The 14968-nt window shown below is 43.4% G+C and carries 15 protein-coding genes; 3 read left to right on the top strand and 12 right to left on the bottom strand.

The window, feature by feature from the left end; all coding sequences use genetic code 11:
- Positions 1-35: 35 nt before the first annotated feature.
- The 3 genes from cysS to CST_RS01220 form a co-directional block, all read right to left on the bottom strand.
- Positions 36-1424 (bottom strand): cysteine--tRNA ligase, encoded by a 1389-nt coding sequence (gene cysS, locus CST_RS01230; protein ID WP_015357986.1) that lies wholly within the window; start codon positions 1422-1424, stop codon positions 36-38.
- Positions 1425-1465: 41 nt separating this feature from the next.
- Positions 1466-2389 (bottom strand): serine O-acetyltransferase EpsC, encoded by a 924-nt coding sequence (epsC, locus tag CST_RS01225; protein ID WP_015484838.1) that lies wholly within the window; start codon positions 2387-2389, stop codon positions 1466-1468.
- Between the two features lie 291 nt (positions 2390-2680).
- Entirely contained in the window at positions 2681-2938 is a 258-nt protein-coding gene (locus CST_RS01220; RefSeq protein ID WP_242823568.1) for an FtsB family cell division protein, read from the bottom strand.
- A 248-nt stretch (positions 2939-3186) separates the two neighbouring features.
- Between CST_RS01220 and CST_RS01215 the strand changes: the two genes are divergently transcribed.
- Entirely contained in the window at positions 3187-4149 is a 963-nt protein-coding gene (locus tag CST_RS01215; RefSeq protein WP_015357982.1) for an AEC family transporter, read from the top strand.
- An 11-nt stretch (positions 4150-4160) separates the two neighbouring features.
- Here CST_RS01215 and yabQ read toward each other — a convergent pair whose 3' ends face one another.
- From yabQ to CST_RS01190, 5 genes are all read right to left on the bottom strand, one after another.
- The gene (gene yabQ, locus CST_RS01210) at positions 4161-4625 is read right to left on the bottom strand and encodes a spore cortex biosynthesis protein YabQ (protein WP_015357981.1); all 465 of its coding nucleotides are present in this window, start codon (positions 4623-4625) and stop codon (positions 4161-4163) included.
- 12 nt (positions 4626-4637) lie between these two features.
- Entirely contained in the window at positions 4638-4928 is a 291-nt protein-coding gene (gene yabP, locus CST_RS01205) for a sporulation protein YabP (protein ID WP_015357980.1), read from the bottom strand.
- A gap of 204 nt (positions 4929-5132) precedes the next feature.
- Positions 5133-5372: an RNA-binding S4 domain-containing protein gene (locus tag CST_RS01200; protein WP_015357979.1), complete on the bottom strand. Its 240-nt coding sequence runs from the start codon at positions 5370-5372 to the stop codon at positions 5133-5135.
- Positions 5359-6174 carry a nucleoside triphosphate pyrophosphohydrolase gene (gene mazG / locus CST_RS01195; protein WP_015357978.1) on the bottom strand — a complete coding sequence of 272 codons (816 nt, stop codon included), beginning with the start codon at positions 6172-6174 and terminating at the stop codon, positions 5359-5361. The genes CST_RS01200 and mazG overlap by 14 nt, the downstream gene beginning before the upstream one ends.
- Before the next feature lie 17 nt (positions 6175-6191).
- On the bottom strand, positions 6192-6977 hold the full coding sequence (locus CST_RS01190) for a DUF6062 family protein (protein WP_323054203.1): 786 nt from the start codon (positions 6975-6977) through the stop codon (positions 6192-6194).
- A 192-nt stretch (positions 6978-7169) separates the two neighbouring features.
- Between CST_RS01190 and CST_RS01185 the strand changes: the two genes are divergently transcribed.
- Together CST_RS01185 and CST_RS01180 are read left to right on the top strand one after the other, a co-directional pair.
- Entirely contained in the window at positions 7170-8042 is an 873-nt protein-coding gene (locus CST_RS01185; protein WP_015357976.1) for a DNA-3-methyladenine glycosylase family protein, read from the top strand.
- Between the two features lie 102 nt (positions 8043-8144).
- Entirely contained in the window at positions 8145-9029 is an 885-nt protein-coding gene (locus CST_RS01180; protein ID WP_015357975.1) for a diacylglycerol/lipid kinase family protein, read from the top strand.
- Between the two features lie 16 nt (positions 9030-9045).
- On the opposite strand, the gene cysC is transcribed toward CST_RS01180, so the two are convergent.
- From cysC to CST_RS01160, 4 genes are all read right to left on the bottom strand, one after another.
- On the bottom strand, positions 9046-9645 hold the full coding sequence (cysC, locus tag CST_RS01175; protein WP_015357974.1) for an adenylyl-sulfate kinase: 600 nt from the start codon (positions 9643-9645) through the stop codon (positions 9046-9048).
- Complete coding sequence (locus CST_RS01170) at positions 9629-10516, bottom strand: AraC family transcriptional regulator (RefSeq protein ID WP_015357973.1); 888 nt, start codon at positions 10514-10516, stop codon at positions 9629-9631. The genes cysC and CST_RS01170 overlap by 17 nt, the downstream gene beginning before the upstream one ends.
- A 60-nt stretch (positions 10517-10576) precedes the next feature.
- Entirely contained in the window at positions 10577-12724 is a 2148-nt protein-coding gene (locus CST_RS01165) for a glycoside hydrolase family 3 C-terminal domain-containing protein (RefSeq protein WP_015357972.1), read from the bottom strand.
- A 415-nt stretch (positions 12725-13139) separates the two neighbouring features.
- Positions 13140-14918 (bottom strand): S-layer homology domain-containing protein, encoded by a 1779-nt coding sequence (locus CST_RS01160; RefSeq protein ID WP_052326355.1) that lies wholly within the window; start codon positions 14916-14918, stop codon positions 13140-13142.
- Positions 14919-14968: the final 50 nt, after the last annotated feature.

Genomic DNA, 14968 nt, shown 5'->3' with positions numbered 1-14968 from the left:
ATTAAAGCCACAGCACCTTTTTTTTGTTACCAAAGCTACTTTCTTACCACTTTAACTCCCTGCGGAGTATCCTGAAGCTCAATTCCCATTTTTCTGAGCTGATCGCGTATTTCGTCAGCCCGTTTGAAATTCCTTTCGGCCCGCGCCTTCTGGCGTTCTTCAATCAAAGCCCTGATATTCTCGTCCAAATCGTTCTCATATTCTTTTCTCATTATCCCCAGCACACCGGTAAGTTCGTCAAGCAGATCAAGGGCTTTTGAGATGGTCTTTTTCCCTGCATTGGCGGTAATTCTTGTGTTTATTTCCCTAACCAGTTCAAAAATCGCCGCCAGTGCATCCGCAGTGTTCAAATCATCTTCCATCGCTTCTATGAATCTATCGCGGTAAATGTCAAGATTGCCGTAAATATCCTCTTCAAACGTGTCTTTTTCGGCTTTTGACAGGAAAAATCTGAGATTGTCGCGGCATTCATATATTCTGTTCAAAGCGCTCTTAGCCTGCTCCAGCAGGGCATCACTGAAATTTATCGGGCTTCTGTAATGTGCCGAAAGCAGAAAGAAACGGATTACTTCATAGTCGTAATGTTTTGCAATGTCCCTTACCGTGAAGAAATTCCCCCGCGATTTTGACATCTTTTCATTGTTTATGTTAATAAATCCGTTATGCAGCCAGTACCTTGCAAAAGGTTTTCCGTTGCATGCTTCGCTTTGCGCTATTTCGTTTTCATGGTGCGGAAAAATCAGGTCCTGACCGCCGCTGTGTATATCGATAGTTTCACCGAGATAACGGTTGGCCATTGCCGAACACTCAATATGCCACCCCGGTCTGCCCTTCCCCCACGGACTGTCCCACGCAGGCTCACCCGGTTTTTGGGCCTTCCACAGGGCAAAATCCATCGCGTTCTCTTTTCTTTCGTCCACCTCAATTCTGGCCCCCAGTTCCAAGTCTTCCAGCCTGTGGCCTGAAAGTTTGCCGTACTCCTCGAATTTTGACGTTTTGAAATAAACATCCCCGTCGACCACATAAGCGTAGCCTTTATCAACAAGTGTCTTTATCATGTCAATGATCGCGTCTATGTTTTCGGTTGCCCGCGGTGCATAAGTGGGATCCTTTATCCCCAGCCCGTGAGCATCCACATAGTACTCCCTGATATATTTTTCCGCAATTTCGGCAACGGTTTTTCCTTCCTCATTCGCCCGCCTTATCATTTTGTCATCTATATCGGTAAAATTCTGGACAAATATCACTTTATATCCCCGGTATTCAAGAAAACGCCTCAATACGTCAAATATTATAAACGGGCGGGCATTGCCTATATGGAAATAATCATAAACTGTGGGGCCACAGCTGTACATTTTCACTTCGCCCGGTTTCAGCGGAATAAATTCTTCTTTTCTCTTCGTCAGCGTATTATACAGTTTCATAAAAACCTCTCCTCTTATTTACTTAACATGCTGCTTAAAAATTAATAATTTCCGTTTTTGATTATTGGCGACGGCTGGGCGTTATGTACCCTGCTGTACGGAGGAACCGAACGTGTGAGCCATACATTTCCGCCGATAATTGAATCATGGCCTATTACCGTATCACCGCCCAGTATAGTGGCGCCGGCGTATATAACAACATTGTCTTCAATATTGGGATGTCTTTTTATCCCCTTAACCAGATTTCCCTTCTCATCAACGGGAAAACTTTTCGCGCCAAGGGTTACGCCCTGATAAATCTTTACATTGTTTCCTATTACGCATGTTTCTCCGATAACCACACCTGTGCCATGGTCAATGAAAAAATATTCGCCGATGGTGGCTCCTGGATGTATGTCAATCCCTGTCCTTTTATGCGCATACTCCGACATTATCCTTGGAATTATCGGTACGCCCTCTTTATAAAGGACATGGGCAATCCTGTGTACGCTTAACGCTTCTATCGAAGGATAGCTTAAAAGTATTTCTTCCCTGCTTTTAGCCGCGGGATCACCCCGGTACGCGGCTTCTATATCCTTATGCAGCAGCTCCCTTATTTTTGGAAGCTGTTCAAGAAGATGTATTGTAATCCGGTTGGCTCTTTCCATGCATTTCCTGCAGGTTCCGTGCTCTTTTTCCTCATCATTGCATTCATTAATAAGGCATCTTTCTATAAGGCTTTTTAATTCCAACGCCGCACTCCGTATATTGTTCCCGATAATAATATTTACGTCGGCCTCGTCTATCGGGTATTTTTCATAAACACCGGGGAAAAGCGCCGAACGGAGCTTCCTTAAAACCTGATACACCTGTTCTTTTCCGGCAAAACCAATCGTTTTCTCGTTTATGAAATATTTCTTGTTAAAATCTTCCAGCTGATCTGCTATGTCGGGAAGCTTGTGATTAAGCCACTCATTTAATTCCATGTCTATCTCCTCCGGATTTTCTGTCATCATTTAATTATAATAACGCCTTGTATTTCTTATAATACCCATTTTTCGGCACCATAAAAATTCATTATTCAACGCTCTTTCAATTATAATGGATTTATGCGGACTAAACAATGGTATCAGACAGCGTTTGACAGATTACCGTTTTTCACAAACATCATAAAAAGACCGCCTTATAAGGCACCGCTTTGAAAGGAAAGGCCTACAGACTCGTCACCTTGAAATCCGACAGGCCGGAAAAAACAGCGTTTAACCGCATGGCTTGCTTTATTGATCCATGTCAACGTAAATCCTTTCACCTTCTTTTACCATTCCCAGTTTTTCCCTTGCAATTTTTTCTATGAATTCGTCTGTCTCAATCATATCCTGCTGTTTCAGCAGTTCTTCCTGTGTTTCCTTTTCCTTTTCTATTTTGTACTGAAGGGTTTTCATTTCATTCTGAATCATGTTCATTTCTTCCTGCTGCTTTACAAAGGTGATCACAAAATAAACCAAAAGAGCTGACATTAAAACCAGTAAAATCATGCTTATTTTTCTTTTCTTTTGCATATTACCAGCCCTGTTTCCTTTGTAAAAATTAATAGGCTTTTTGCGGGTATACCACAGTTATATTGTACCATAATACCGAAAAAGTTCAACAAAGCATTTCCTGACACTCATGGGCGGAAACCGGTGTATTTGTGTATTCATCTTGCGTATTACGTAAATAATAAATTATAATATTATAAGCTCGGTTTTTTTACATCATGGTTTAGAAAGACGGCGGGGGAATTATGCGGATTTTTTTATTTATTCTAACAAACAATATTATTCCGATATTTGCGCTGATATGCATGGGCATTTTAATCGACAGAAAGTTTCATCTTGATGTGTCCACTCTTTCCAAAATAAACCTGTACTTTTTCGTGCCAGCATTTGTATTCGTAAACATATACACAACAAAAATACCCCTTGACATGCTGAAGGCATTGGGAGTTGTAATTCTTATCCTTGCAATCAACTGGATTTACGGAACGGTTATAGGCAAATTACGCCGCTTTGATGTAGGCATGACGAATGCTTTTGTAAACTCGATAATGTTTTACAATTCGGGTAATTTCGGTGTTCCGCTTATAACACTTATATATTCCAGCAAACCATTCATTGTCGACGGTGAAACCCCTTACCTGGACTTTGCCCTTACTGTGCAGGTTATTGTCCTTATCGTGCAAAACCTGTCGACAAACAACCTTGGTGTATTTAATGCGAGCAAGGCTTCAGGAGGGGTGAAAGTGGCTTTGAAAAAAGCCTTGACACTGCCGGCCCCGTATTTTGTCATCGCTGCTTTCCTGCTTAAGCTTTTGCCGTATGACCTGACACAGTTTCCTCTGTGGCCGGCATTCAACTATGTCAGGAACGGGCTTGTCGCCGTTGCGCTTTTAACAATGGGCGTTCAGTTGTCCCAGACCAAGTTTCATCTTAAAAATCCTGATGTTTATCTTTCGGTATTTTCACGGCTTATCATGGGCCCGGTTTTTGCATTTATTCTTGTCTTACTTTTTGGTATAAAGGGAATTATGGCACAGGTTTTAATTATATCTTCAGGATGCCCGACCGCCATCAATACCGCATTAATCAGTGTGGAATTCAAAAATCACCCTGATTTTGCATCCCAGGTGGTAATGGTAGCCACCCTTCTGTCGGCGATAACGCTGACCGGTGTCATATACTTTGCCACTCAAATGTTTCCGGTATAGTATATTCTGATTTAAATTTTCCGTACTATATTTCTTAACGACCTGAACCTGCGCCGGACCACGAAACGGCAGTCCTTCATTTTTCTGCCGGCCTTTTGCGAAACCTTTGAAAAAAGCATCTTCAGCCGTTTCACCGGCGGTTTCAGCAAAGCAACCAGTTTTGCAAAAGGCCACAGAACAAGTTTGACCGTAAATACCGTAAACTGAGTAATCAAACTTGAGAAAAGCCAGAAATACAAGCTTATGCCGAGAGCCATTGCCATAAAAAAATATAACCTTATTTCGCCCTGATTACTTATATATGCTGTTATAAAAACCAGTATTGCGGTAAAAATCCAGAACAATACGTCTTCCACACCGACTATGAAGGCACGGGTTTTCAGCGCTTTTCTTTTCATCCTCAAAAGATCATATATAAAGCCGGTGGTGATGCCTGTAATCAACGCACTCAGAAAAACGTTTATTTCCCTCAGCATATTTTACCAAACCTACTTAAAAAGACCTGATAAAAATCCACCCTTTCGCTGCGGTACGGTGCCGTCCAGATACTCAATAAGCCCTATTTCACCTTCAACGTCCAGCGTGGCGCTTTCCACATCCAGCTTGTTTATATGCATATCAAGTCCCCGGATAATAACAAGCCCGAGTTGGGTATCAACCACAATGCTTTCCTCATTGAAGCTTTCAACATTATGTACACCAGTAATCAGCAGTTTTTTCCTGTCCTTAAGAATAATATTCTGATGTTCCCGTTCCAATGACTTTTTTTCTTCAGCCATTGAGCTCACCACCGTTAACGTTCTATTTCCCCGCATCTCGCAAGTCCATGCATTGAAATTATATGAAACTGAAATACACAGTATGCCAGTCCGGACAGACAAAAATAAAATACCGTGCAGACAGGTATTTTATTTTATATTAGCTGAACGGACATGACAGCCGGAAAAGTTATGAAAAAGCCCGGGGTTGAACCGGGCTTTTTATCAGAGAATCTCTATCATTTCGGAAGCTTCTTCTTTTCTGACATGCTCTGAAATTTTTTTCACACGGAACCGGGTCACACTTTCGCCAAACTGTATCTCAACGATGTCGCCCACCTTCACTTCGGAACCCGGCTTTGCAATTTTACCGTTTATTATTACTTTCTGCCGTTCGCAGGCTTCCTGAGCCAGCGTTCTCCTTTTTATCACGCGGCTCAGCTTCAGAAATTTATCTATTCTCATCGTTATCCCCTCTTTTATCCTCCAGTTTTTTTGCCTCATCCCATAAGGCGTCCATTTCCTGAAGGGTCATGTCGGTAAGCTTTTTTCCGTTTTCAGAACTTTTTGTCTCAATATATTCAAACCGCTTGATAAACTTGTTTATTGTCTTTGTAAGGGCCAGCTCGGGCTGAATTTTCAAAAATCTTGACACGTTGACTATCGCAAACAGAAGATCTCCCAATTCCTCTTCGGTCTTGTCCATATCCCCGCTGCGACAGGCTTCATGAAACTCCTCCATCTCTTCTTTAACCTTCTTCCAGGCATCTTCGGCATTGTCCCAGTCAAAGCCCACTTTTGCAGCCTTCTCCTGCACTTTGTAACTTCTCATTAATGCAGGAAGGTTTGCAGGAACGCTCTTCAGAATATCGGTCTGGGTTTTCGTGCCTTTTTCTTCCTTTTTGATTTTATCCCACAGATTCAGAACATCCGCTGCTGTTTCGGCATGTTCCTTTCCGAATACATGCTGGTGCCTGTGAACCATTTTTCTGCTTATTCCGTCGACCACGTCGTAAATTGTAAACTGCCCGTTTTCCTCGGCAATCGTTGCGTGAAAAATCACCTGAAGCAAAACGTCGCCCAGTTCCTCGCAAAGTTTTTCGGGGCTCTTTAAATCTATTGCTTCAAGGACCTCATAGGTCTCCTCAATAAAATATTCCTTCAGTGATTCATGGGTTTGTTCCCTGTCCCACGGACATCCGTCAGGGCTTCTTAATTTTTTCATTATTTCAACCAAATCTTCAAATCCGTATCTTTCCTTTTTCACGTTATCACTCCTCCCGGCTACCGCTTAAGGTCGCATGGCCCGCAAATCTTCTCTATGCTCCGCGGAACGGCGTCCCTTGAATTTTTCCACGAAGCATCCCTGTTCTTATAATCAAACATCTGGGTGAACCAGTTGACCTCTTCTTTTATTCTGTCAAGATGATTTAATTCCAGAGACATCAGATTCATAACAAATTCGCTGCGCTGCCTGTGGTTCAGATATTTCATTGAGCCTTCCAGAAGCATTTTCAAATGCGGCAGGCAGAAACCCTTCTTTGATTCAAAGCGCTCCCTGAATTCGGGTTCTTTAAAATAAAGATATAAAATCACGTCTGTAAATTTATCCATGTTATAATTTATTTTTTCACATATCGTGCAGCTTTTTTCAAGCTCATTGAGTTTATCTATCATCGAGTGAATAAACGTGTCGGTATGATCTTTCTTCTTTTTAATTCCCCGGACCAGTTTTTCCACAGCCCCGATTCCGGCTTCCTTTTGGATCCCCGGCATCGCCTTCTGGTACATGTCCCGCAATATCCCGTTCTGCTCCATAAGGTGGGTGTCTATTATAAGCCCCAGCGGAAGCCGGTTCTCCTGGGTATTGTACAGTTTTGCGAAATGTCGGTTGCAGAAACCTTTTTTGTTTGTTTCTATCCTTGTATCCGGCTCCATCATCGAAGGTCCGAGGGTATATCTTATCGCATCATCCTCCACTCTCTTTTCCAGAATACACATCGGACATTCGGAATCAACCTCGAACGCTTCGTTTACCGGTATTGTATATATACGTTCCTTCAAAACCATACCACCTTTCAATAATGTTTACAAATCCCGGCATGTATGGACTTTTACGCAGCAAACTGCAAATTATATGTTTTATTTTATCATTTGTTTCGGAAAAAAGATATTCCCGCTTACAGATTATTTATTGTACAAGCCCATTACCGGTGTTATACTCGTATATAAAAAGACCAGTCATTGAACAGGGGTAATTTTATGTACCGTATTATTTCAACAGACAATAATAATCTTACGGTTCGGATAGATGATTTTAATCCCTCCCATACTTTTCTGTGCGGACAATGTTTCCGCTGGAATCAGGAAGACGAAGGGACATGGTCCGGCGTTGCCCTCGGCCGTTTCGTTAGGCTTAAATGGGACGGCGAATTATGCACATTTTTTGACATGACCGAAAAGGAATTCATTGAAAAATGGGTGGATTATTTTGATCTTAATACCGATTACGGAGAAATAAAAAAAATTCTCGCCGGCAAGGATGAACATTTAAGGGAAGCGGTATCCTTCGGCTACGGGATACGCCTTCTGCGCCAGGATCTGTGGGAGGTAATGCTGTCATTTATCATATCCCAGAACAACCAAATACCAAGGATAAAAAAAATAATAGAAACACTGAGCGAGCATTACGGGCAGAAAATTTCCGGCGCAGACAACAGGTACACCTTCCCAGACGCTTTTTCCCTTGCCCGTGCAAACATTGAAGACCTTAAGATATGCCGTCCGGGTTACCGCCTGGGGTATATCATGTCTGCGGCAGAAAAGGTGTCGAAATCGCCTTCGCTTCTTGGGGAACTGAAAAGCATTCCCTCCGCTGAAGCGCGGAAAATACTTCTGTCTTTTACAGGAATAGGAGAAAAGGTTGCCGACTGTATTCTTCTTTACAGCGGGCTTGACAGGAACGCCTTCCCGATTGACAGGTGGGTGAAACGGGTAATGGAAACCCTGTACTTTAAAAAGGAAACCGATGTAAAGACAATCCGCGCCTTTTCACGGGATTATTTCGGAGAACTTTCGGGCATTGCGCAGCAGTATCTTTTTTACTACGCCCGCGAGAACAAAATCGGTTTGTGATGCACGGATTTCGAGTAATGTCGTAATTTGTTGAGAAACTTGTTTTTTGTATGTATAATATTAAAGTATTACGCAAAATTCAAGTACGCAAAGGATTATCGCATGGAACATTTACTTATAGTCAATCCGGTCGCCGGAAAAGGAAAAACCGTTAAAATTATACCTGATATAAAGTCAATAATGGAAAAGCATTCCCTTTCCTATCACATGGAAATTACAAAAGCGCCGAAACATGCAACCGAAATAGCAAGGGAATATGTAAAAAAATACAGGAACCTGAGGGTTTACGCCGTCGGCGGAGACGGGACGCTGAACGAGGTTTTGCAAGGAGTCGTCGGAAGTGACGCCTTGCTTGGCAATATACCGTCGGGAACTGGCAATGATTTTTTAAAGAGTTTCACCGACGAAACCGATCCGCTGGCGATACTTTCAAAGATTATCAAAGCCAGACCCGTGCCGGTGGATTTGTGCAAAATGAACGACCTGTATTTTTTGAATATCGCTTCCGCAGGCTTTGACGCCGATGTGGTCGCAAACACCAGATACCTGAAGCGCCTTCCTCTGATTAAAGGTAAAATTGCCTATATAGGCGGCATTCTTCTGTCGCTTATCAGGCTTAACAATTTCAGCGCAACTTTCTACATTGATAACGAGGAAATATACATGCCCCGCGTTCTTTTGTCAGCCTTCGCCAACGGGAAATACTACGGTGGCGGCATGAAAGCCGTTCCGTCAGCCGTTCCCGATGACGGGCTTATTGACGTCTGCCTTATTGAAGGAATTGGCAGACTGAAAATATTCCTTTTCTTTCCCAGATTTATAAAGGGCAAACATGTTAAAATGAAAGAAGTCAGCGTCAGACGATGCATGTCGTTAAGGATGGTCTGTTCTTCTCCTGTGCATGTAAATGCCGATGGTGAGCTTTTCACGCTTAAGGAAATGAATATTGAAATAATAAAAAAGGGGATTAATTTTCTTCTTCCATGAGACATTCCGCTATTTTCTATTCAAGCTTTGACATTTCGAGAATTTTATCAACAAGCATTTTCACGCACTCTTCCGGCGAGTTACTCTGTGTGTCCAACACCAGATCGGGATTCTCCGGCTCCTCATACGGCGCCGAAATGCCGGTGAATTCCTGAATCTCGCCGTTTAGAGCTTTGCAGTACAATCCTTTTGGATCCCTTTTTATGCAGGTTTCCAAATCTGCCTTCACGTAAACCTCAATAAAATTTTCCTTTCCCTTTTCTCTCGCCATCTGCCGCATTTTAGCCAACGGCGATATAAAAGAAGCAATCACAATCAGCCCTGCATCCTGGAATAATGCGCATACTTCCGAAATCCTGCGTATGTTCTCAAACCTGTCCTTTTCTGAGAATCCAAGATCACTGTTCAGTCCAAACCTTATATTGTCGCCGTCAAGGCGGTAGACCGCCTTTCCCATGCCGTTCAGGATTTTTTCCGTCTCAACGGCAATGGTGGATTTTCCCGAACCTGAAAGTCCGGTTAACCACACAATAAGCCCTTTTTGTCCCAAAACCCTGTACCTGTCTTCCTTTGTAACCTTTCCCTGATGATAAATGATATTACCGCTGTTTTTCATCCTGACCACCTTTTCCGTCGTTTTGATGATTCCATTGCATTTTTCTATACTGTAACGGTGTACACCCCTTTATCTCACGGAAAGTCCTGTTAAAAGTTGAAATGCTGTTAAATCCGCAGTTAAAGGCAATATCCGAAATGCTTTCCTTATTCAGAATAATACTTTCGGAGGCGTGCTTAATACGTATTATATTCAGGTACTGCCGGAACGGGACTCCCAAAACCCTTTTGAAAAGCCGTGAAAGATAATGCTCACTGAACCCGAACTTTTCAGCCGTGTCGGACAGGGTTATCTGCTCCATATAGTTATTTTCCATATATTCCACAACCTGTCCTATTCTGTAGAGCAAATCCTTCCTTCCCTCACTTTTAAGCTCCATCGCTCCGTTCGAGCCTTTCACTATTACGGCTAAAATTTCGTATATTTTTGAAAGTATTGAGAACCTTGAACCTAAAACAATATTTGACGCCTCTTTAAGCATTTCCTCTATCAGCCTGTATACCTGTGAGTGAAGTTCGGTGTTGACGTCCTTTTTTATCAGAATGGTTTTTGATATATAGGGATATTCTTCATGAAATATGTTGCCGTTATTCAGCTGGTTAAGGTCGAAAATAATAAATATCCGCTCACTGCCGGGGGACAGGGGATAGCCGTGAATATCCCCGCCTGAAATATAAACTATATCGCCTTCCTCTAACGTATACAGACGGTTATTAATAACAATACCCGAGCTCTTTTTCGCCGCAACGGCGATTTCAATGGCATTATGCCAGTGGGACGGGTATGTGAACTTTTTGTCCCTGTTATATATAACCCTTACCGGAAACGGCTCAGGAAACATATCCATTTCCACAAGATTTTCTATATGCATAAATATCCCCTCTCTCATTCTAAATTAAAAAGAGAGAGGGGACAAGATGTTGCATGGCAATTACTGCACGCGCAGCACGGCTTTCAGCGGCGCTTTTCCCATAAGCCTGACGCTTCTTGCATCCGGCTGCGAGCCGCCGACATAAATTTCAAACTCACCCGGCTCGATAACGCTTTTTCCCTCATCGGTAACAACAGCCAGCTGTTCAGGCCGTATTTCAAAAGTAATTTCAGCAGTTTCACCGCTTTCAAGCCTTACTCTCTTCATTCCCGAAAGCTGCCAGTTGGGAACTCTCCAGCTTGCTTCCAAATCCTTGATGTAAACCTGGACCACTTCTTCACCGGCCATTTTCCCGGTATTCGTTACCTTTACCGAAACGTTAAAGCCTTCCCCTGCCCTGATTGTATCCTTCGACAGCTTCAGATCGCTGTAGTCAAACGTCGTATAGCTCAAACCAAATCCAAACGGGTACAGCGCTTCATTCTTCATAAACCTGTAGGTTCTGTTTTCCATTGAGTAATCTGTAAAGTCGGGAAGTTCTTCGGTGGTACGATAGAATGTAACCGGCAGCTTCCCTGACGGGTTGGTTTCACCGAACAGTACCGAGGCAATTGCCCTTCCTCCCAGCGCCCCCGGATACCATGCGTTCAGTATTGCCGGGATATGCTCATCGGCCCACGTTACTGCCAGAGCACTTCCTGTAAGCAGTACAAGAACAATCGGCTTACCGGTGGCGTAAACAGCCTCCAGCAGTTCCTGCTGCTGCCCCGGAAGGTTAAGATCAGGCTTGTCGCCCGAACCGTATATATTACTTTCATGCATTTCTTCGCCTTCAATGGTTGAATCAAGGCCAAGGCACATGATAACCACGTCGGCGTGTTCGGCACAGGTAACTGCCTCCGCGATTCTGTCCCCGGGTTCGCCGAGGTTCTCAACTCTGTCCTTGTATAAATGACAGCCGACTGAATAGTAAATCCTTACATCGTCCCCTGCCATTTCCCTGATTCCGTCAAGAACGGTTACATATTCCGACGCCGTTCCTTCGTAGTTTCCAATCAGAGCCTGGCGGCTGTCGGCATTCGGGCCTATAACGGCGATGGACCTGATTTTCTTCCTGTCAAGCGGCAACAGGCCGTCATTCTTTAGCAGGACAATGGATTTTTTCGCCACGTCCAGCGCGAGCTCTCTGTGTTCCTTGCAATCGACGAAGTCGTACGAAATCGATGCATAAGGCACCTGATCTTCAGGATCGAACATTCCCAGTTTCATTCTTGTAATCATAAGCCTTGTTACGGCTCTGTCTATCTCCTCTTCAGTGATCAAGCCTTCCTTAAGGGCTATTAACAGGTTTCCGAACATGTTTCCGCAGTTCAGATCGCAGCCATTGCGTACTGCAAGGGCGGCTGATTCGGGAGCTGTTGCCGTAACATGATGGTGCATATGGAAATCGCGTATTGCCCAGCAGTCGGATACCACATGTCCCTTAAATCCCCATTCCCCTCTGAGAATATCGGAAAGAAGGGTCTTACTGCCGCAGCAGGGTTCACCGTTTGTACGGTTATACGCTCCCATCACCGATTCAACTTTTGCTTCCTGAACCAAAGCCTTAAAAGCCGGCAGATAGGTCTCATACAGATCCTTTTTGGACACTACGGCATTAAATTCATGCCTTAAGGATTCGGGACCACTGTGAACGGCAAAATGTTTTGCACATGCCGCAGCCTTAAGGTATTTCGGATGGTTTCCCTGCAGGCCTTTTACAAAGGCAACACCGAGCCTTGCCGTGAGGTAAGGATCCTCCCCGTAGGTTTCCTGGCCGCGTCCCCATCTTGGATCCCTGAATATGTTGATATTAGGGGACCAGAATGTTAAACCCTTATATATCCCGCGATCGCCTTTTTTACTGCTTGCATGGTATTTTGCCCTGCCCTCTGTTGAAATAACATCCGCCACTTTATAAATAAGCTCTTCGTCAAACGTAGCCGCCATTCCGATAGCCTGCGGGAACATGGTCGCCGTTCCGGCCCGCGCCACACCGTGAAGTGCTTCGTTCCACCAGTTATATGCAGGAATTCCGAGCCTTTCGATTGCAGGTGAATTGTAAAGCATCTGAGATACCTTTTCCTCAATGGTCATCCTTGACACAAGATCTTTTGCGCGTTCTTCAAACGAATAACTCGGATCCAGATAAACAGGTTTGTTTTCCATCACTTACCCTCCCTGTGCACGATTTAAAACCGTCTTTTTTATCATCTCCATTCTACCCGAATGCCATGTGCGAATACTAATCATCATTTGTCATAAACTGCTCATATCTTGTCCAGAAAGAGCCGGAATGTCATTCCTCCCGCAAAGCCTTCCTAAATATCCGATGCAGGTTTACTTTATAATCACCATTACCACTTTCCCGCCGTATGACAAGGGTTTGTCCAGATACAGGGAGACCGACTTGGTATTTTCATCGGTGATTTTGTCCGTTCCTACTCTCTTGTACGTGCCGTCTGTTCTTAATTGATATACCGCAAAATCCCTGTGATATTTGTATGTGGTGTCGTTTATACGTATTCTGGACGTATCCGAGGCCTGGACTTCGTCAGAAGTTACATAGGGTTCCTTTATGTCCTCAACGGACAGAATTGCCCGACATTCTGAGTTTTAAAACAGCGCCTTTTATAATGCCCGATATGGGTTCTCCGGTTTCATAAGTGTATTCCTCGCCCTTCACCAGCATTGTAATTGTCTGGGTTACCGTCTTGATTTCACCGCTTTTTTTATACTCGGTCCTGTAATCGGTAACAAGGCCGTAATAAATTCCCTCGTCCAGAATATTATCAAAATACAAAACATCTATATCCATAAAATCACCGGTTGTGTGAATGTATTTAAGTTTCGAAGCCTCAATTTTGCCTGAAGGCAAATCCGACCATTTGAGAATTTCCGCGTCACTGTTTCTTCCGTAAACATTATTAATCATATTGAATATCACCACGTTGTCCGCCACATACAGATTGTCAATCTTTCGTTCATCCTTGAATATTTCATGAGTTTTCCTGGGGAGATATTCAACCGCTGTCAATGAAACAGTGTCATAGTCTTCCCCTGTTTCTATAATGCTGTAAGTGGCGAGATCACCTTTCAGGGCCGACATATCCTTTTTGGCGAGATAAGTTTTTATACTGCCGTCTGTATGAAGAAGTGTGACAAAGTATAATTTTTCCCCGTAATTCTCAATTTCCTGGGATTTTTCGGTGTAGGCGTTCAAAACGAGTACATAATTGTCATTTTCGCCTGTTCCGCTCAGAACGGCATCCACAACCTTATTATCCTTTCCAAGAAAGAGAGTTACGGTCTGGCCCACCTCGATCGTACCCGATTTATTTATTTTCTCAACAGGGAATGACGAATCCAGCTGATAAGATACCCCGCCCAGTTCAATTGACTCAGGGGCCATCAAATTCGGTGATATGTTCGTTATCTCCCCCGACACCTCATTGTCATACACAACCACATAACCGTTGTTACCCCAAATATCAGTAATTTCATACACCACGTCATTTACTTCCAGTTGGGAGGGATTTATTTTCTTACCGTTTCTGTCAATAAACTTTCCGAAATAAAGCCTTTCAAGGGCATCACCTGTCATTGAAGCAGTTATTATTTTCGGTGCCGAGTAGACGGGATCAAAAACCACCCCGTAAATTTCACTCCCGTTTCTTGATGCGATTATAACCGATGAATTTGTTTTCAGAACACCCAAAACCTCACTTGCTTCAATCGTCTTGCCGTTATAATAGTAAGATATGTTTCCGTTCAGCCTGACTTTTTTCTGGTTATTCAGAACAACTGCATCCGCTGACACCTCTTTTACGGAATATTTTTCATAACTCAAAGTTTGCCCGGCCATGGCGGTAATTATATTATCTTCTGTACGTACTGTATAGCGATATCCCAATTCAGGCATGAATATTCCGTCATCAAGGTAGAAAACTCCGTTATCGGTTTCAATCCTTTTTTGATCCATCGAAGAATCGACTGTCGCGGTTTTCAAAACAATCACTTCTTTAAAATTCGGCGTTGTATCGATAAAATACTCCGAGCCGTTTTTCATCCTGGTTTTAAACAGTCTGTCGACTATTACCGCCAGTTCCTTCACGGTTACACCGTCCTGCGGTTTATATGTTATTCCGTCCAACACATTCAGATTTTCCAATAAACTGAGGCAGTTATACGGCCAGTATCCTGTCAGATCTTCGTCGGAATATCCCAGCAGTTTTACCAGAGTCGTGGCGATTTGAGCATACGTTACCGAATCATTGGGATGAAACAGTCCGTCAGGCATTGCAGTTATATATCCCATTTCGACAGCCGCGCGAATATAACCGTTTACTTCCCCTTTCGGCACATGCCGCCGTTGTGGTCAGGGTAAACAATCCATCGTCAAATTTAAGCAAG

The organism is Thermoclostridium stercorarium subsp. stercorarium DSM 8532, assembly GCF_000331995.1.
Lineage (GTDB): Bacteria > Bacillota > Clostridia > DSM-8532 > DSM-8532 > Thermoclostridium > Thermoclostridium stercorarium.
This window is presented reverse-complemented; position numbering and strand designations above follow the sequence as displayed.